The sequence below is a fragment of the Aquipuribacter sp. SD81 genome, assembly GCF_037153975.1.
Classification (GTDB): domain Bacteria; phylum Actinomycetota; class Actinomycetes; order Actinomycetales; family JBBAYJ01; genus Aquipuribacter.
Map to the genome: position 1 here is coordinate 65257 of NZ_JBBAYJ010000021.1, position 18219 is coordinate 83475.

Below are 18219 nucleotides of genomic sequence, written 5' to 3' on the forward strand. Positions count from 1 at the left end.
CGCCGGTGAGCCAGCCACCCGAGCTCGACGTCGTCGTCGCCCCGGCGCACGGTCCGGTCGAGATCGGCCCGACCACCCGGCTGCCCGCCCGGCGGGAGGACGTCGAGCTGCACACGCCCGACGGGCTCCGCCTCGTGGGCGAGCTCGCGCTGCCCGAGGAGCGCGAGCCGCGCGCGACGCTCGTCACGCTGCACCCGCTGCCCACGCACGGCGGCTACATGGACAGCCACGTCCTGCTCAAGGCGTCGTGGCGGCTGCCGGCGCTCGCGGACCTCGCCGTGCTGCGCTTCAACCTGCGCGGCGTCACGAGCCGGCGCGGCACGAGCGAGGGCGCCTTCGACGCCGCCCGGGGGGAGGCGAACGACGTCGCCGCCGCGCTCGCCTTCGCCGAGGACCACGGGCTGCCGCACGTGAACGTGCTCGGCTGGTCGTTCGGCACGGACCTCGCGCTCCTGCACGCGCGCGCCCCGCTGGTGGAGCGCCTCGTGCTGCTGTCCCCTCCGCTGCGCTTCACCACGGACGCGGACCTCGCGTTCTGGGCCGAGGACGGGCGCGACGTCCTCGCGCTCGTGCCCGAGCACGACGACTACCTGCGTCCGGACCAGGCGCGGGAGCGCTTCGCGGCGGTGCCGCAGGCGCGCGTCGTCGGTGTCGACGGCGCCAAGCACCTGTGGGTGGGGGAGCAGCACGTCCGCACGGTGCTCGACCACGTCGTCGAGGCGGTGCGACCCGGGGCGGGCCCGCTGCCGACGTCGTGGGAGGGGCCCTACGACAGGATGACCACCCGCGTCGTAGGGCCCCGGACCGCGGGGACCCCGTCCGCCACCGAGGAGTCCCCGTGATCGAGCACACCGTCAGCTTCCGCCTCGTCCACCCGGAGGGCTCCGAGGCCGAGGTTCGGTTCCTCACCGACGCCCGCGAGACGCTGTCGCGCATCCCCGGGGTCACCGACCTCGTGGTGAACCGCCAGGTCAGCCCGAAGAGCGACCACCGGTTCCAGCTCGCGATGCGGTTCGCGGACGAGCAGGCCTACCGCGCCTACGACGAGCACCCCGACCACCGCGCGTTCGTCGAGGACCGGTGGCTGCCCGAGGTGGCCGCCTTCCAGGAGCTCGACCTCGTCCGCTGGTGACGACGCGGCCGGGCAGGCCCTAGCGGGCCTCCTGGCGCGGGTACACGACCTGCTTGACCACGAGGAGGACGGTCGCGGCGAGCGGGATGGCGACGAGGGCGCCGATGAGCCCGAGCAGCGACCCGCCGACGAGCGCCGCCACGACCGCGAGCGTGCTCGGCACCGCGACGGTGCGCGACATGATCCGCGGCAGGATGAGGTAGTTCTCCACCTGCTGGTAGACGAGGAACCACACGGCCAGCACGATGCCGTCGCTCAGGTCGCCGAGCGCCGCGACCGTGCACGCGAGGATCGCCCCGAGCGTCGCCCCGACGAGCGGGATGAGGCCGAACACCCCTACCGCGAAGGCGAGCGCGACGGAGTAGCGCACGTCGAGCACCGTCATGACGACGAAGGAGAGCAGGCCGTTGAGGCTGGCGACGCCGAGCTGGCCGAGCACGTAGCCGCCGACGCGCCGCTGCGCCTCCTCGCCGATGGCCTGCCAGCGGGCCCGGCGGGTGCGCGGCACCAACCGGTACGCCCCGGCGGTGATGCTGCGCAGCGAGGCGAGGAAGTACAGCGTGAGGACGAGGACGAGGAGCAGGCTGAAGACGCCGGTGACCACCGCCCGGCCCGCGCCGAGGATGCCCCCGAAGAGCGCGTCGATGGTGGTGCTGCTGCGCAGCCGGTTCTCCAGCTCGGTGTTGATGCGCTCGAAGATGTTGAACTGGGCGTCGAGGGACTGCGCGAGCCCGCTCTGCTCGATGCGACGCACGTAGAACGGCGACACCCGGATGAGCTGGCTGCCCTCCTCCACCACGAGCGGCGCGACGGCGGCGACGAAGCCGCCGACCCCGGCGAGCAGCAGGGCGAAGGTGACGGCGACCGCCGCCGGGCGCGGCAGCCGGCGCCGCTCGAGCCAGCTGACGAAGGGGTCGAGGCTGAGCGCGAGGAACAGCGCGGCGAACACGAGGGTGACGATCTGGCCGGCCTGCACGACCGCCTGGACGATGCCGACGGCGAGCAGGACCCCCAGCGCCCCGGTGAAGCCGAGCGTGAACGCGCCGACGGCCCGTCGCCCGGGCGGGGCGCCGGGGTCGGGGAACACCTCCGGCGCCTCCGGACCGTCCGCGCCCAGCGCGGCGACGGGGTCCGCGGCGGGCGCCGTACCGGTCGGCCGCGGGGGCACGGGGGCGCTGCCGGTCGCGCGCGCCGCCGCCGCGGGCAGGCCCCCGCCCGTCGACCCCGCGGCGGCAGGCGGTGCGGCCCGGTCGGCCCGGTCGTCGTGGTCGTCGTGGTCGTCGTGGTCGTCGTGGTCGTCGTGGTCGTCGTGGTCGTCGCGGTCGTCGTGGTCGTCGCGCCGGGTCGGCTGGTCCGGGGGCGCGTCGGCGGACGGCCGCTCGGACGGCTCGGCGGACGGCTGCGCGTGGGCGGACCCCGGGGACCCCGTCCCGGGGCGGGCCGAGGCGCCACCCGTCGGGGTCCCTGTCCTGCTCACGCGCCCACCGTAGGCGGACGGGGACCGCTCCGGCGGGTGGCCGCGGGCGAACACCCGGTCGCGTCGGCTCCGGGGCTCAGCCGCCGTCCGGCCGGCCGCCGGCCGGACCGACGCCGACCTCGTCCTCGCCGGTCACGTCGCCCTCGTGGGGGTGCCCGTCGGTCGCCTCGTCGGGACCCCCGTCAGGACCCTCGTCACGACCCTCGACGGTGGAGTCGTCGCTCCCGCCGTCCGCGCCGTCCCAGCTGTCCGGGTCCCCGCCCGGGGCGTCTGCCGTGTCGGCGGGGTCGTCGCCGGGCTCGCTCTCGTCGTCGTGCACCTCCTCGGCGTCGACGACGTCCTCCTCCTCCGCCGGCTCCGCGGAGCGGTCGCCGATGGCGGCGGGGGAGCCGGACGTGTCGAGCTGGGGCACGGCGGCGCCGCCGAGCAGGCTCCGCAGCTGGTTGAGGTGCGACGTGATGGACTCCCGCTGCCGCGTGAGGTCGTCGACCTCGCGCTGCGCGGTGCCGCGGGAGCGCTCCGCCTCGGCCCGCGCCTCGGCGAGCACGCGCTCGGCGTGCAGGCGGGCCGCCGCCAGCGCCTCGTCGGCGTTCCGGCGGGCGTTGCCGACGAGCTGCTTCGCCTGCTCGTCGGCGTTGCGGCGGGTGGCGTCGGCGGTCTGCAGCGCCTTGGCCGCCCGTGCCTCGGCGGCGCTCGCGCGTCCCTCGGCCTCGCCCACGACGGCCTGCGCCTGCTGGACGGCGGCGTCGTGGCGGGCCGCGATGTCGCGCTCGGCCTCCTCGCGCTTCGACACGAGCTCCATCTCGAGGTCGGCGCGCTGCTGCTCGGCCTCCTCGCGGGCCTGCTCGAGCAGGCGCTGCGCCTCCGCGCGCATCGCGTCGGCCTCCTGCTTGGCCTGCGACCGCGCGTCCTCCGCCTCGCGGCGGGCCGTCAGGCGCACCTCGGTGACCTCCCGCTCGACCGTCGCGCGGAGGCGGGCGGCGTCGCGCTCGCCGCTCGAGCGCTTCTCCGAGGCCTCCTGCTCGGCGGTCGACACGAGCCTGGCGGCCTGCCGCTCGGCCGCCTGGACGAGGTCGTCGGCACGCCGCTGGGCGTCGGCGAGGAGCTCCTCGGCCTCCGCACGGGCCTGCTCGACGCTCTCCTGCGCCTCCCTGGAGGCGGTGGCGCGGGTCTCGGCGACGGCGTTCTCGGCCCCGGCCCGCAGGTCGGTCACCTCCAGACGCGCCTGCGCGCGCATCTCCTCGGCGTCGCTGCGGGCCTGCTGCACCATGTCGGAGGACTGCTCCTCCGCGAGGCGCAGCAGCTGCTCGATCTTGGCGCCGAGCCCGGAGTACGACGGCCGCTCGGCCTCGCGGAGCTGCCGGTTCGCCTCCGAGAGCTCCCCCGACAGCCGCATCGAGCGCCCGTCGAGGTCCTCGACGCGGCCGCGCGCCTCGCGCAGGGACCGCTCGAGCTGGGCGATGCGGGCCTCGACCTGGGCGCGGTCGTAGCCGCGCATGACCACGGCGAACTGGTGGGGGCTGATGTCGCTCACGCGGGTTCTCCTGGCGCCTGTCGGGGATGTGGTCGGGAGGCTACTGCGGGTGCTCGACGACCGCGGGGGCCCGGTCGCCCGCGGGCTGCACGAGCTCGACGAGCACGCCCCCGCAGTCCTTGGGGTGGGCGAAGGCGACGAGGCTGCCGGCCGTGCCGCGCCTCGGCTGCGGGTCGAGCACCCGCACGCCGCGCGAGCGGAGGTGCTCGGCCGCCGCGACGACGTCGACCACCCGCAGCGCCAGCTGCTGCAGGCCGGGCCCGCTGCGGTCGAGGAAGCGCGCGACGGGGGACGTCGCGGACGTGGGGGCCAGCAGCTGCACCTGCGCGCCCCCGCCGGCGCCGGGGGCGGCCACCATCGCCTCCTCGACCTGCTGCTCGTCGTTGCGCTCGCGGTGCGTGCACACCAGGCCGAGCACGTCGGCGTACCACCGCAGCGCCTCGTCGAGGTCGGCCACGGCCACGCCGACGTGGTCGACTCCCAGCACGCCCGGCATGCCCTCCCACACGGTGGCCGTCACGGCGCCCACGGTACGCGCGGGCGGCCCGGCGGGCGCGCCGCCCAACAGCGGTCGGTGACCGCGCGGAGGACTAGCGTGGCGCCATGGTCTCCGTCATCGTCGCCGGCGCCCGCACCCCGATGGGCCGCCTGCAGGGGTCGCTGTCCACCCTCACCGCACCGGTCCTCGGCGGTGCCGCCGTCCGTGCCGCGCTCGAGCGCTCCGGCCTGGCCCCCGAGGACGTCGACCACGTCGTCATGGGCCAGGTCCTGCAGGCGGGCGTCGGGCAGTCGCCCGCGCGCCAGGCGGCCGTCGCGGGCGGGCTGCCGATGTCGGTCCCCGCGACGGCGGTCAACAAGGTGTGCCTGTCGGGCCTGCACGCGGTCGTGGTCGCCGACCTCATGATCCGCGCCGGGCTCGCCGACGTCGTCGTCGCGGGTGGCACCGAGTCGATGTCCCAGGCGCCGCACCTGCTGCCCGGCAGCCGCTCGGGCCACACCTTCGGCGACGTCGCGCTGCTCGACCACATGGCCCACGACGGCCTGCGCGACACCTTCACCGCGCAGGCGATGGGCGGGCTCACCGACGCCGCCAACACCCCCGGGACCCCCGAGAACGCCGAGCGGCCCGTCTTCACCCGCGAGCAGCAGGACGCCTTCGCCGCGCGCTCGCACCAGCGCGCCGCGGCGGCGTGGAAGGACGGCCGCTTCGCCGAGGAGGTCGTGCCGGTCGAGGTGCCGCAGCGCCGTGGCGACCCGGTCGTCGTCACCGAGGACGAGGGCGTGCGCCCGGACACGACGGTGGAGTCCCTCGCCCGGCTGCGCCCGGCCTTCCGGGCCGACGGCACGGTGACGGCCGGCTCGGCCTCGCAGATCTCCGACGGCGCGGCCGCGCTCGTCGTGGCGCGCAAGGAGCTCGTGGAGTCCCGCGGCCTGCCGTGGCTGGCGGAGGTCGGGGAGTCCGGGAGCGTGGCCGGCCCGGACTCCACGCTGCAGACCCAGCCGTCGGCGGCCATCCGGGCGGCGTGCGCCCGCGCGGGTGTCGACCCGGCGCGCCTGGACCGCTACGAGATCAACGAGGCCTTCGCCGTCGTCGGTCTCGCCTCGGTGCAGGACCTGGGGCTGCCCGAGGAGGTGGCCGACGCCCGGGTCAACGTCAACGGCGGCGCCATCGCGCTCGGGCACCCCATCGGGATGTCGGGGGCGCGGCTGCTGCTCACCCTCGCCCTCGAGCTGCGCCGCACCGGCGGCGGTACCGGCGCCGCCGCGCTGTGCGGTGGCGGCGGCCAGGGCGACGCCCTGCTGCTGCACGTCCCGCGCACCTGATGGGCGGCCGCGCCCGGCGGGCCCGTCACCTCGACGTGCCCGCCGAGCTGGCCGCGGCCCGCAGCGGCTCCCACCGTGCCGTGGCCCGCCTGGTCTCGGTCGTGTCCGACGGCGGCCCGCAGCTGCGGGAGGTCGCCGCGGCGCTCGCCGACGGCTCGGGCGAGGCGGCGTGGGTGCTCGGCGTCACCGGCTCCCCGGGGGTCGGGAAGTCGACGACGGTCTCGGCGCTCGTCACCGCCCTGCGAGCCGACGGGCTGCGGGTCGGCGTGCTCGCGGTCGACCCGTCGTCGCCGTTCTCCGGCGGCGCCCTGCTCGGGGACCGGGTGCGGATGGGCGACCACGCGCTCGACGACGGCGTCTACGTGCGCTCGATGGCCTCCCGCGGGCACCTCGGCGGCCTCGCCGCCGCGACCCCGCAGGCGGTGCGCGTGCTCGAGGCGGCGGGCGTCGACGTCGTCGTCGTGGAGACCGTGGGGGTCGGGCAGAGCGAGGTCGAGGTGGCCGCGCTCGCCGACACGACAGTCGTCCTGCTCGCCCCCGGCATGGGCGACGGCGTGCAGGCGGCGAAGGCGGGCATCCTCGAGGTCGCCGACGTGCTCGTCGTCAACAAGGCCGACCGCGACGGGGCCGACGCGACCGTGCGGGAGCTGCGGCAGTCCGTCGCGCTCGGCGGGGACGCCCGCGCCCCCGGCGAGTGGCGGCCCACCGTCGTGCGGACCGTGGCCGCGGGCGGCGACGTCGAGGAGCTGGTGCAGGCGCTGCACGCGCACCGGGCGTGGGCCCGCGACCACGACGCGGTCGCGCCGCGGCGCCTGCGCCGGGCGGCGGCCGAGGTGAGCGCGATCGCGCTCGGCCGGCTCCGGCAGACCTTCGGGCGGGCAGGGGAGGGCGGCCTCCTCGACGACGTCGCCGGGCGGGTCGCCGCCCGGACGCTCGACCCCTTCGCCGCCGCCGACCGGCTCGTCGCGGCGGTCGAGGGCTGAGCGCGGCCCCCGGGCACGACCGGCCGTAGCCTGCGACGGTGCTCGTCGCCTTCTCCGTCGCCCCGTCCACCGCCGGCCCCGACGGCTCGGTCTCCGAGTCCGTCGCCGACGTCGTCCGCCTCGTGCGGGACTCGGGCCTGCCCCACCGCACCGACGCCATGTTCACGACGGTCGAGGGCTCGTGGGAGGAGTGCATGGACCTCGTGCGGCGCTGCGTCGAGGTCCTCGCCGCCACGGCGCCACGCGTGTCGCTCGTGCTCAAGGCCGACGTGCGGCCCGGGCGCACCGGCGAGCTCGACGGCAAGCTCGAGCGGCTCGAGGCGGCGCTGGAGCGGCGCGGCGGCGAGCCCGGCCCGGCGTAGGCCACGGGCCGGCGGGCAGGGGGGCGCACGGCGACGGGCAGGGGGTCGTCGCCGTGCGCCCGGAGGGGGCCCGGCCGGGAAGGGGGACCGGCCGGGCCCGCACGGGGAGGTCTAGGAGGCGGCGCGCACCTCGTCGGGCTCTGGGTCGTGGGCCACCAGGTCCTCGCCGAACGCCAGCGGCGAGAGCGGGCCGGTGACGGCGGCCGGGACGGGCGCGAGCGGACCGAGCCGGCCGGAGACCTCGAGGTGCTCGGCGCTCGCCGGTCGCTGGAAGTGGAAGCCCTGCCCCCGGTGGCAGCCGAGGCCCCGCAGGACCGAGGCCTGCCGGGCCGTCTCCACGCCCTCGCCCACCACGTCGAGGCCGAGGCCGCGCGCGAGCCGCACCACGGACTCCACGAGCAGGCCGTCCCGCCGGTCGACGCCGAGGCCGCGGACGAAGCTCTGGTCCACCTTGAGCCGCGTGACGGGGAAGCGCCGCAGGTAGGTGAGCGTGGAGTAGGCCGTGCCGAAGTCGTCGAGGGCGAGGCCGACCCCCAGGTCGCGGACGGCCTGCAGCTGGGCGACCGTGCCCGCGTCCCCGGAGGCGACGAGGACGGTCTCGGTGAGCTCGAGGGTGAGGGCGTGCGCCGGCAGCCCGCTGCTCTCCAGGGCCGTCTCGACGAGCTCCACGAGCGAGCCGGTCTCCAGGTGGCGGCCGGACACGTTGACCGACAGCTCGAGGTCGGCGGTGTCCGGTCGGGTGCGGCGCCAGTGCTGCACCTGGTGGCAGGCCTCCTCCAGCACGAGGGCGTCGACGGCGAGGACGAGGTGCTCCTGCTCGGCCTCGGGCAGGAACTCCCCGGGCTGCAGCAGCCCGAGGGTCGGGTGCTCCCAGCGCACGAGGGCCTCCACACCCGTCGTGCGCCCGTCGGCCAGCGTCACGATCGGCTGGTAGAACGGCACGATCTCGCCGGCCGCGAGACCGCCCGCGACGTCGAGCGGTTCGGTCGCGGCCCGGGGCCCCGACCCGGCGGCGGAGCCGGGACCGTGGGGTGCGCGCTGGGTGGGCACGTCCGTCGCCACGGCCGGCGACGTCGCGGCGAGGAGGGCGCGGGCGCCCCCGAGGTCCTCGGCGAGGGTGAGGGCGAGGTGCGACTCCGCGAGCAGCGCGAGCTCCCGCAGCAGCTCGCGCTGGCTCGCGTCCAGGTGGCGGGGCGAGGTGTCGAAGACGCAGAAGGCACCGAGCGGGAGGCCGTCGGCGGCGTGCAGCGGGACGCCGTGGTACGAACGCAGCCCCTCCGCGACGAGGTCGCCGTCGCGGAAGCGCGAGTCGCCCGCGAGGTCCGGGACCGACAGCGCCGCGTCCGCCGCGACGGCCCAGGCGCACATCGTCTGCACCCGTGGCCGCGTGGCGCCGCGGCGCTCGCCGCGGGCCGCGACGACGTGCGTCTCCGTCTCGTCGACGAGCGTGACGGTCGCGACGGGGACGCCGAGCAGCCGCGCCCCCATCGTCGTGAGCGTCCGCAGGACCGGGTCGTCCCCGCAGCGCTCGGCGACGGCGCGCTGCGCCTGCACCGCCAGCAGCCGCCGCGCCTCCTCGGGGTGCACCGGGACGCGACTCACGACGTCACCTGCGCGAGGGCGGGACGGTCGGCGCCCGGTCGGGGGGTGCCGGGGGACGGGGTGAGCCCGACGGTTCGCAGGTGACGCAGCAGGCTCGCGCGGGTGAGGCGTCGCCGGGGCAGGGCCGAGTCGACCGCGGGGTCGGGTGCGTCGAGCTGGAGGTCGCTCACGCTCAGCAGGTGTACGCGGGCGCCGTCGGGGAGCCCGGCCCGCACGTCGTGGGCCGGGGTGCGCGCGGGGTCGAAGGCGACGACGAGCACGCCGGGGGCCTCGCGCAGCCACAGCCGCACCTGCTCGGGACGGGGGACCGCCAGGGGCAGGAGCTCGGCCGGCGCGGCGGCGAGCACGTGGTGGCGTACGTTCTCGTCGGGGTGGACCACGACGAGGACGGGCCCGCCCGGTGGCTCCGGGGTCGGCTCGAGCTCGAGCACTCGGGGGGCGCTGTCCACGCCAGGAGGGTCCCGCGGCCACCTGTGGCGAACCTGAGGCGGGCGGCCGCGGTCCGCGCCAGGTCGGACGGCCCGTCAGCCGAGCCGGTAGCCGACCCCGCGGACCGTCCGCAGGACGGGCTCCGGGAAGGGCCGGTCGAGCTTCGCGCGGACGGCGGACACGAGGACGTCCAGCGCGTTGGGCGTCACGTCGGCGGCGAAGTCCCAGAGGTGGGCGGCGATCGTGTCGCGGTGCACGATGCGCCCCCCGTGGCGGGCGAGCAGCTCCACCAGCGCGTACTCGCGGCCCACCAGCGGCACCGGCACCCCCGCTCGGGACACCGCGCGCGTGGCCGGGTCGACGACGACCTCACCCACCTCCAGCCGCAGCAGGACCTCGCGCTCGCCGCGACGGGCCACCGCCCGCAGCCGGGCGCCGAGCTCGGCGAGGTGGAAGGGCTTCGCGAGGTAGTCGTCCGCGCCGCTGTCGAGGCCGCGGACGCGGTCGGCGACGTCCGAGCGCCCCGTCAGCATGACGACGGGGGTGGCGTCGCCGGCCTCGCGCAGCCGGGCGCACACGGTGAAGCCGTCCACGCCCGGCAGGTCGACGTCGAGGACGACCGCGTCGTACGTCTGCTCCGTCGCCAGCCACAGCGCGTCCTCGCCGTCCTGCAGCAGGTCGACGACGTGCCCCTCGCCCTGCAGCTGCTCCAGCAGCAGCGGGCCCAGGTCCGGGTCGTCCTCGACCAGCAGCAGCCTCATGGCGCGAGCAGCTCCCGGACGGCCGCGAGCAGGGCGCGCGGGCGGAACGGCTTGGCGAGGAACGGCCCGTCGACCTCCTCGCCACGACCGGACACGAGCAGCACGGGCAGGTCCGGTCGCTCCCGCGCCAGCCGCGCACGCAGCGTCCGGCCGTCCGTCCCGGGCATGTGGACGTCGCTGACGACGAGGTCCAGGGAGGGGCCCATCGCCCGGGCGAGCAGCAGCGCCTTGTCGCCGTCGGCCGCCTCGAGCACCGTGTGCCCGGCCGCCCGCAGGGTCGCGGCGACCACGTCGAGCACGTCGGGGTCGTCGTCCACGACGAGTGTGGTCGGGCCCGGGCCCGCCGGTGCCGGGGGCGCGTCCTGGTCCGGACCGGCGTCGGGGCTGCTGCCGCGCGTCCCCCCCGGGTCGGCGCCGCCGTCGGGCGCCAGCGGCAGCAGCAGCGTGAACGTCGTCCCGACGCCCTCGCGGCTGCTGACCCGGAGGTCGCCGCCGCTCTGCCGCGCGATGCCGAAGGCGGTCGACAGGCCGAGGCCGTGCCCGCCCCGGCCGTGCCGGGTCGTGAAGAACGGCTCGAAGCAGCGGCGCAGCACCGGCTCGCTCATGCCGACGCCGTCGTCGGACACCGACACCGCCGCGTAGCGCGTCGCCCGCAGCTCGTGGCCGCGGGCGAGCGCGAGGGACGCGGCGTCGGCGTCCCCGCCGGGGGCCTCGTGCCCGGTGACGACCACCGTGCCGCCGTCGGGGAGCGCGTCGCGGGCGTTGAGCACGAGGTTGAGGACCACCTGCTGCACCTGGGCGTGGTCGGCCCGCACCGGCAGCACCGGCAGGACCCCCAGCTCCAGCCGCACCGTGCCCGGCAGCAGCCGACGGCACATGTCGGCGAGGTCGTGCACGGCCGCACCGAGGTCGAACGTCGTCGGCTCGAGCTCCTGCTGCCGGGAGAAGGCGAGCAGCCGGTCGACGAGGTCGCGGGCCCGGGCGACCGCCCGGTGGATGCCGGCGAGGTGACGGGCCGGCGAGCCCGTCGCCGGCACGTGCGGCTCGAGGAGGTCGGCGTACCCGCCCACCGCGGCCAGCACGTTGTTGACGTCGTGCGCGATGCCTCCGGCCACGGCCCCCACCGCCTCGAGCCGCTCGGACTCCACCAGCCGCGCCTGCAGCTCCCGCACCGGGGACAGGTCGCGGACGATGAAGGAGACGGTCGAGCCGTCGTTGAGCACCGTGGCGCTCGCGAGGACGGGCACCGCGCGGCCGTCGAACCGACGGAGCTCGCCGTCGACCTCGATCGAGCGACGACCCGCCTCGACCGCCGCCCCGAGCCCCGCGGCCCAGCCCTCGGGGTCGACGACGAGGTCGCCCGTGTCGCTGGCGAGCACCTGCTCGACGCTGCCGCCGAGGAGCGCGGCGAAGGCGTCGTTGCACTCCAGGACGCGGTGGGTGGTGCCGGAGGCGACGCACTGGCCGAGCGTGGTCCCGGCGAAGATGTCGCGGTAGAGCGCCCGGCTCGCGGCGAGCTCGCGCTCGGCCGTCTTCTGCTCGCTGATGTCGGTGTGGATGGCCGCGACGCCGAGCAGGTCCCCGCTCGCCTGGTAGACCGGGAAGCGCGTCGACAGGTACGTCCGCTCGAGGCCGTCGACCGGGACCACCTCCTCGGTGGTCCGGCTGCGACGGGTGCGCGCGACCTCGGCCGTCGTCTCGCGCGAGGCGGTGGCGACGGAGGGTGCGTAGACCTCGCCGACGTCCCGTCCGACCATCTCGGCGGGGTCGCTCGCGGCCTGCCGGGCGGCGGCGGCGTTGACGTACAGGAAGCGGCCGTCGGCGTCCTTGACGGTGACACCCACCGGGGCGCGGTTGACGAGCTGGGTGAGGACGGCGAGGTCGGCGATGTCGCTGAGGCTGTGGCGCCGCTCGGCGGTGACGTCGGAGAACAGCACCGTGATGCCCGCCCGGCACGGCAGGACCTGCGAGCGGAACCAGCGGTCCCACGGCTCGTAGAGGTTGTCGACGGTCTCGGGCACACCGGTGGCGAGGACCCGCCGGTAGGCCAGCTCGAAGGCCGAGCCGGCGTCGTCGGGGAACTCGCGCCGGTAGTCGCGCCCGACGAGCGAGGCCGCGCTCCGGCCGAGCAGCCCGGCCGCGGCCGGGTTGACGTACCGGTACCGCCAGTCGCGGTCGATGACGACGAGCCCGAGCGCGAGGTCGTCCCACGCCCTGACCAGCTCCGTCGCGTCGCCCCCGGTCGTGCGGGAGTCGCTCATCGTGCGCCCCTCCTTGCCCGTCACCTCCCCGGTGACGACCGCCCCCAGCGGATGATGGCGCATGACCGGCGGATCGCGGCAGTCCCCGCAGGACGGCAGGATGGGCGGCCATGACCAGTCGCGACGTCGCGCCGCCGTCCGGCCCGCCGGGGCAGCCCGGGACGGGCACGGACCCGACCACGGGTGGTCCCGCCACCCGGTACGGACGGTGGGACGTCGCGCGGGCGGTCGCGGTGGCCGTCACCGCGCTCGCGCAGGTCCTCGGCAGCCCGCTCGGCGCGGCGCTGCCCGGCGCCTCCGACGTCGGTGCGGTCTCCGACCGCTGGCAGACGGTCATCACCCCCGCGGGCTCGACCTTCGCCGTCTGGGGGGTGATCTTCGCCGGCTGCCTCGCCTACGCCGTCTACCAGGCGCTGCCGGCCCAGCTCGCCCGCGACGTCCACCGCCGGGCGGGCTGGCCGCTCGCGGTCGCCTTCGCCGCCAACACCGCCTTCGAGCTCGTGTTCCCGCAGGACGGCACCGCCGTGCTCGTCGGCAACGGCCTCGTCGTGCTGTCGGTCGTGGCGGCGGGGGTCGCCGTCGCGCGGCTGCAGGTCCCGCCCACGTACGGCGTGGCGCGCGTGCTGCCCGGTGTCGTGGCGCCGCTGCTGCTCGGCTGGGTGACGTTCGCGACGGTCGCCAACGTCGCCCTGTCCGGGGTGCTGCTCGGGGCACCGGACTCCGGCGGCCTGGCGCGCGCCGCCGGGATCGTCGCGCTCGTCGCCGCGGCCGCCGTGGTGCTCGACGTCGGGCTGCGGCTGCGCGGCGGCACGACGGCCTTCGTGCTGCCCGCCGCGTGGGGCGCCTACGGCGTCACGCTCGCGGACCCGCCGTTCGCGGTGGCGGTCGCGGCGTGGGTCGCGCTGGCGGTCATGCTCCTCGCGGTGCCGGTGCAGCTGTACCGCACGCGCGACGTCGGTCGCGTGCTGCTGTCCTGACCCCGACCGACCGGAGGGGCCGGCGCGCCCGTGCGCCTCAGCCGAGGTCGACGTCGGTGACGGGCTCGAGGGTGCGGGCGTCGAGGACGGTGAGGCCCCGGGTGGCTCCGCCGTCCCCGTCGCCGTCCCAGCGCTCGACGGTCACGAGGACCTGGTCCCCGGCCGCGGCGAGCGCCGAGAGGTACCCCGCGCGCTCGCCGTCCCAGCGGCCCGACTCCGTCAGCCCGCCGGCCGGGTCCACGGCGACGGCCACGAGGCCCGAGGAGCCGTCGCCCCCGGCCCAGGTGTCGAGCGGGACCACCGCCGTCCGCAGGTCGGGCAGGTAGGCGAAGCGGCGGCTGTCCTGCTCGACCGGGCTGGCGCTGTCGGGCCAGACGAGGCGGTCGACGTCGGTCGGGGCGGCGAGGTCGCGCAGGTCGTAGGTCTCGACCTTCGCCCCGGACAGGACGCCCTCCTGGTCGCCCTCCTGTCCCACCCCCAGGAGCAGGCCGTCGCCGACGGGGTGCAGGTAGCCGGAGTAGCCGGTCACCTTCAGCTCGCCGAGCACCCGCGGCCGCGCGGGGTCTGCGAGGTCGACGGTGTAGAGCGGGTCCGTCTGCTCGAAGGTGACGACGACGGCGAGGTCGTCGAACCAGCGCAGCGACCGGATCTGCTCCCCGGGCCCGAGCCCGTCGACCCGACCGGTCTCGACGAGGCCGTCGCCGGTCTCGGTGAGCACGACCACGCTCGACGTCGTGCGCGGCGGCGCCGGCGCGCCCGAGGGCCCGGGCGGCGCCTCGTCGGGGCCCGGCGCCTCCAGCGTCGTGCCCACGCGCAGGGTGCCGTCGTGGGCGTCCATCGCCCACTGCCCGAGCAGCCACCCCTCGACCTGCCCGGAGCCGAGGTAGGCGGTGTCGCGGGGGTCGCTCGTGTCGAAGCCGTGCAGCTGGGTGCGGACGGGCTCGGTGCGGCCCGGACCGCCCGCCCACGGCCACCCCCACAGCCATCCGCCGCGGGTCGTGGCGACGTACAGCCGGTCCGCGGTCGCGTGCACGTAGGACCCGTCGGCGCTCACGGCGGTGGTGTCGAGCAGCACGGAGCCCGCCCCGGCGGCCGGGTCGAGCGTGAGGACGCCGATCGTCCCGAGGCCGGCGGGGCCGTCGACGGGGTGGGCGACGTCCTCGCACGCGACGGGTCGGCGCGCCGTCACCGCGCCCGCGTCGTCGCGCTCGACGAGGTCGGGCAGCCACGCCGCGAGGTCGGCCTCCTCGACGACGGCCCGGTTGCGCGCCTCGGCCTCGGCGAGGGCCTCGTCGCTCGGGGAGCCGTCGCGGCGCGGGGTGCGCACGTCCTCCGGCGCACCGGGCTCCTGCATGACCTGCCACGGGTCGGTGAACCGCAGCGCGGGGGCGGTCGTCGTCACGAGCCGGGTCGTGCCCTCGGAGGCCCGGGCGGCGACGTAGGACCCCTCGACCTCGACGACGTCCACGACGCGGGGGTCGGCCGGGTCCGACACGTCGACCGTGGTCGCCGTCGTGGTCGGGGTGGAGGCCGGCCACCAGACGGCGTCGGCCACCCGGCCCGGCCCGGCCGCACCCGGCCCGTCCGCCGCGTCGCCCTGGTCCTCCTCCTCCGGCAGCGACGCCGAGCCGAGCACGACGACCCGGTCGCCGACGAGCAGCAGGTCGCTGAACCACGCCGTCGGCTCCGGTGCGGGCAGCGACAGCCCCGCCGGGTCGTCCGCCCCGGCGGCCGCCGGCCCCGCACCGGCCGAGTCGTCCGGTGCGAGCCGGACCCGACCGGCCACCTCACCGCGGTCGGTGTCGACCACGACCAGGTCCTCACCCGCGAGCGCCACCGCCCAGCGGCCGTCCGGGCCCGTCACCTTCAGCGGGCTGGGCTCGTCGACCCCGGCCTCCTGCACGTTCGTGCCGGTCGAGGACGAGCCGACCGCCTCCCCGGTCCGGGCGGCGCCGGCGTCCGCCGCCGTGTCCGCGCCCGCCATGGTCTCCGCCGCCTCCGCCACCGCGACCGGGCCGCCCTCCCCGAGCCCGTAGGGCCCCACCTGCTCCGCGGCGGCGTCCCGGTACCAGCCGAGGAGTTCCTCGCACGAGCCGAAGGGCTCGAGGGTCGCGGCGGCCGCGCCGGGCGCGGCGGCGAGGTCGGCGGCGACGACGCCGCCGGTCACGACGAGGGCACCGGCGGCCACGACGGCGGCGGTGCGGGTACGGGTCCTGCGGCGTGCGTCCACGGTGACCTCCCGGTGCGTGCCCCGGGGCGTGCCCGGGTGCTGGTTCCGCGGATGGGACGCGCCGGGGGCGCGCCCGGTTCCACGACCGGCCCGCGGGCGCCCCCGACCTCACCCGAACGAGCGGTCGGTCCGTGGTCGGTCCGGGTCGTAGGCTGGCGGGCACGACACCGACGTCGGCAGGAGGCAGCGATGGACGCGCGCGCACGGTGGCAGGCCCGCTTCGACGCCGCGGCGGCCGCGGGCAGGGTCCGCGAGGCCGACTTCACGACGCTGTCCGGCGACGAGGTCGACCCGGTCTACGGCCCGCCGGGCGACGACGTCGACCCGCGGATCGGCTGGCCGGGGGAGTACCCCTTCACCCGCGGCCTGCACAGCACCGGCTACCGCGGGCGGGCGTGGACGATCCGGCAGTTCGCGGGCTTCGGCAACGCCGCGCAGTCCAACGAGCGCTACAAGCTCATCCTCGCCCGGGGCGGCGGCGGGCTCTCGGTCGCCTTCGACATGCCGACCCTCATGGGCCGGGACTCCGACGACCCCCGCAGCGTCGGCGAGGTCGGGCACTGCGGCGTCGCGATCGACTCCGCGGCCGACATGGAGGTCCTCTTCGACGGCATCCCGCTCGACGAGGTGACGACGTCGATGACGATCTCCGGGCCCGCCGTCCCGGTGTTCTGCATGTACCTCGTCGCCGCCGAGCGGCAGGGCGTCGACACGCGCCGGCTCGACGGCACGCTGCAGACCGACATCTTCAAGGAGTACATCGCGCAGAAGGAGTGGCTCTTCGCCCCGGAGCCGCACCTGCGCCTCATCGGCGACCTGCTGCAGCACTGCACGACCGAGGTGCCCCGCTTCAAGCCCGTCAGCGTGTCGGGCTACCACATCCGCGAGGCCGGCTCCACGGCCGCGCAGGAGCTCGCCTTCACCCTGGCCGACGGCTTCGCGTACGTGGAGCTCGGCCTGTCGCGCGGCCTCGACGTCGACGCGTTCGCCCCCGGGCTGTCGTTCTTCTTCGACGCCCACATCGACCTGTTCGAGGAGGTCGCGAAGTTCCGTGCGGCCCGTCGGATCTGGGCGCGGTGGCTGCGCGACCGCTACGGCGCGACCAGCGAGCGGGCGCAGTGGCTGCGCTTCCACACCCAGACCGCCGGGGTGTCGCTGACGGCGCAGCAGCCGTACAACAACGTCGTGCGCACCGCCGTGGAGGCGCTCGCAGCGGTGCTCGGCGGCACCAACAGCCTCCACACCAACGCCCTCGACGAGACCCTCGCCCTGCCGAGCGAGCAGGCGGCGGAGATCGCCCTGCGCACGCAGCAGGTGCTGGCCGAGGAGACCGGGGTGGCGAACGTCGCCGACCCGCTCGGCGGCAGCTGGTACGTCGAGGCGCTCACGGACCGTCTCGAGGCCGACGCCGAGCGCATCTTCGCCCGGATCGAGGAGATGGGCGAGGCCGGCCGCGAGCGGGACGCCGACGGCCGTGTGCCGCACGAGGTCGGGCCCATGACCTCCGGCGTGCTGCGTGGCATCGAGGACGGCTGGTTCCTGTCCGAGATCGCCGACGCGTCCTTCGCCTACCAGACGGCGCTGGAGAAGGGCGACAAGCGGGTCGTCGGCGTCAACTGCCACACCGGCTCCGTGAGCGCGCCGCTGGAGATCCTGCGCGTCGGGCACGAGGTGGAGACCGAGCAGGTCGCCGCGCTCGCCCGGCGGCGCGCCGCCCGCGACGACGCCGCGGTCCGCTCCGCGCTCGCCGCCATGGTGCAGGCGGCCCGCGACGGCTCCGACCTGGTCGCGCCGATGCTCGACGCGTGCCGCGCGGAGGCGACGCTCGGCGAGGTGTGCGGCGTGCTGCGCGAGGAGTGGGGCGGCTACACCGAGCCCGCGCGCTTCTAGGACCCCTGCCTCCTGAACTCCTGCCTCCTGGTTCCCCTGGCGCCTGGTCCCCTGGCGCCTGCCGCACGTCCGCGGGTGCCCCGGGGCGTGCCTCCCCGGTCCGGCGCGCGTGCGCGCCTAGGGTCGCCGACGTGGTGCCCCGAGCCGTCCCGACGCTCGTGGCGGCGACCGGGCTCGCGCTCCTCGTCGCCGGTCTCGTCATGCTCACGCTCGCCCGACCGCCGCAGGTCGTCGGCGGCGAGGCCGCCGGCGGCTACGTGACGACGGGTCCCGGCGTCCTCGCGCTCACGGGGGAGCCGGTCCGTGTCGAGGCCGTCGGCGCCGCCGCCCCGGGCGTGACGCCCGGGGTCTACGTGGGCCGCTCGGCGGACGTGGCCGCCTGGCTGCAGGGCACCGCCCGGACGGTCGTGACCGGCGTGGCCGACGCGCAGACCCTGTCCGCGGGCACCGAGGGCGGGGACGCCGATGCGCCCGACCCGGCGCGGGCCGGCGTGTGGCAGCAGCGGGCCACCGGTCCCGGCGCCGCGCTCGTCGTCCCGGAGCCCGGTCCCGACGACGTGGTCGTCGTCGCGGGACAGGGGGCGCGCCTGGAGTGGGACCGCCCCGCCCGCCACCCCGGTGCGTGGCCGCTGCTGGTCGGCGGGGCCCTCACGCTGCTGCTAGGGCTGCGCTGGCTGACGGTCCTCGCCGCGCGGCGCGCGCGGCTGCGGCGCCGTCGGTCCCGGCCGCGTGCGGCCGGGCCGGCGCGAGCGGCACG

Annotated in this window: 16 protein-coding genes; 8 read left to right on the plus strand and 8 right to left on the minus strand. The window is 77.0% G+C overall.

Features of this window, described 5'->3' with window-relative positions; all coding sequences use genetic code 11:
- Positions 1-5: 5 nt before the first annotated feature.
- A complete protein-coding gene (locus WAA21_RS13335; protein WP_442893291.1) occupies positions 6-842 on the plus strand; it encodes an alpha/beta hydrolase in 837 nt (278 codons plus the stop codon).
- On the plus strand, positions 839-1132 hold the full coding sequence (locus WAA21_RS13340) for a Dabb family protein (protein ID WP_336923307.1): 294 nt from the start codon (positions 839-841) through the stop codon (positions 1130-1132). Before WAA21_RS13335 ends, WAA21_RS13340 begins: the two co-directional genes overlap by 4 nt.
- Before the next feature lie 19 nt (positions 1133-1151).
- On the opposite strand, the gene WAA21_RS13345 is transcribed toward WAA21_RS13340, so the two are convergent.
- From WAA21_RS13345 to mce, 3 genes are all read right to left on the minus strand, one after another.
- A complete protein-coding gene (locus tag WAA21_RS13345) occupies positions 1152-2609 on the minus strand; it encodes an AI-2E family transporter (RefSeq protein ID WP_336923308.1) in 1458 nt (485 codons plus the stop codon).
- A 76-nt stretch (positions 2610-2685) separates the two neighbouring features.
- Positions 2686-4143 (minus strand): hypothetical protein, encoded by a 1458-nt coding sequence (locus WAA21_RS13350; RefSeq protein ID WP_336923309.1) that lies wholly within the window; start codon positions 4141-4143, stop codon positions 2686-2688.
- A 40-nt stretch (positions 4144-4183) separates the two neighbouring features.
- The gene (gene mce / locus WAA21_RS13355) at positions 4184-4663 is read right to left on the minus strand and encodes a methylmalonyl-CoA epimerase (RefSeq protein ID WP_336923310.1); all 480 of its coding nucleotides are present in this window, start codon (positions 4661-4663) and stop codon (positions 4184-4186) included.
- An 83-nt stretch (positions 4664-4746) separates the two neighbouring features.
- On the opposite strand from mce, the gene WAA21_RS13360 reads away from it, so the two are divergent.
- The 3 genes from WAA21_RS13360 to WAA21_RS13370 are packed head-to-tail and all read left to right on the plus strand — an operon-like array spanning position 4747 to position 7312.
- Entirely contained in the window at positions 4747-5967 is a 1221-nt protein-coding gene (locus tag WAA21_RS13360; RefSeq protein WP_336923311.1) for an acetyl-CoA C-acyltransferase, read from the plus strand.
- A complete protein-coding gene (gene meaB / locus WAA21_RS13365) occupies positions 5967-6950 on the plus strand; it encodes a methylmalonyl Co-A mutase-associated GTPase MeaB (protein WP_336923312.1) in 984 nt (327 codons plus the stop codon). Before WAA21_RS13360 ends, meaB begins: the two co-directional genes overlap by 1 nt.
- Before the next feature lie 38 nt (positions 6951-6988).
- Positions 6989-7312 (plus strand): thiamine-binding protein, encoded by a 324-nt coding sequence (locus WAA21_RS13370; protein WP_336923313.1) that lies wholly within the window; start codon positions 6989-6991, stop codon positions 7310-7312.
- 111 nt (positions 7313-7423) lie between these two features.
- Here WAA21_RS13370 and WAA21_RS13375 read toward each other — a convergent pair whose 3' ends face one another.
- From WAA21_RS13375 to WAA21_RS13390, 4 genes are all read right to left on the minus strand, one after another.
- A complete protein-coding gene (locus WAA21_RS13375) occupies positions 7424-8914 on the minus strand; it encodes a sensor domain-containing phosphodiesterase (RefSeq protein ID WP_336923314.1) in 1491 nt (496 codons plus the stop codon).
- On the minus strand, positions 8911-9363 hold the full coding sequence (locus WAA21_RS13380; RefSeq protein ID WP_336923315.1) for a hypothetical protein: 453 nt from the start codon (positions 9361-9363) through the stop codon (positions 8911-8913). Before WAA21_RS13380 ends, WAA21_RS13375 begins: the two co-directional genes overlap by 4 nt.
- 75 nt (positions 9364-9438) lie before the next feature.
- A complete protein-coding gene (locus tag WAA21_RS13385; RefSeq protein WP_336923316.1) occupies positions 9439-10104 on the minus strand; it encodes a response regulator transcription factor in 666 nt (221 codons plus the stop codon).
- Positions 10101-12428 (minus strand): PAS domain-containing protein, encoded by a 2328-nt coding sequence (locus tag WAA21_RS13390; RefSeq protein WP_336923317.1) that lies wholly within the window; start codon positions 12426-12428, stop codon positions 10101-10103. Before WAA21_RS13390 ends, WAA21_RS13385 begins: the two co-directional genes overlap by 4 nt.
- Positions 12429-12475: 47 nt before the next feature.
- On the opposite strand from WAA21_RS13390, the gene WAA21_RS13395 reads away from it, so the two are divergent.
- Complete coding sequence (locus WAA21_RS13395) at positions 12476-13342, plus strand: hypothetical protein (protein ID WP_336923318.1); 867 nt, start codon at positions 12476-12478, stop codon at positions 13340-13342.
- Positions 13343-13379: 37 nt separating this feature from the next.
- Here the strand turns inward: WAA21_RS13395 and WAA21_RS13400 are convergent, their stop codons facing one another.
- Positions 13380-15572 carry a beta-propeller domain-containing protein gene (locus WAA21_RS13400; RefSeq protein WP_336923319.1) on the minus strand — a complete coding sequence of 731 codons (2193 nt, stop codon included), beginning with the start codon at positions 15570-15572 and terminating at the stop codon, positions 13380-13382.
- A gap of 189 nt (positions 15573-15761) precedes the next feature.
- On the opposite strand from WAA21_RS13400, the gene WAA21_RS13405 reads away from it, so the two are divergent.
- Positions 15762-17462: an acyl-CoA mutase large subunit family protein gene (locus tag WAA21_RS13405; RefSeq protein WP_336923320.1), complete on the plus strand. Its 1701-nt coding sequence runs from the start codon at positions 15762-15764 to the stop codon at positions 17460-17462.
- Positions 17463-17593: 131 nt separating this feature from the next.
- Positions 17594-18219 (plus strand): hypothetical protein (locus WAA21_RS13410; protein ID WP_336923321.1); only part of this gene is annotated, 626 nt, incomplete at its 3' end.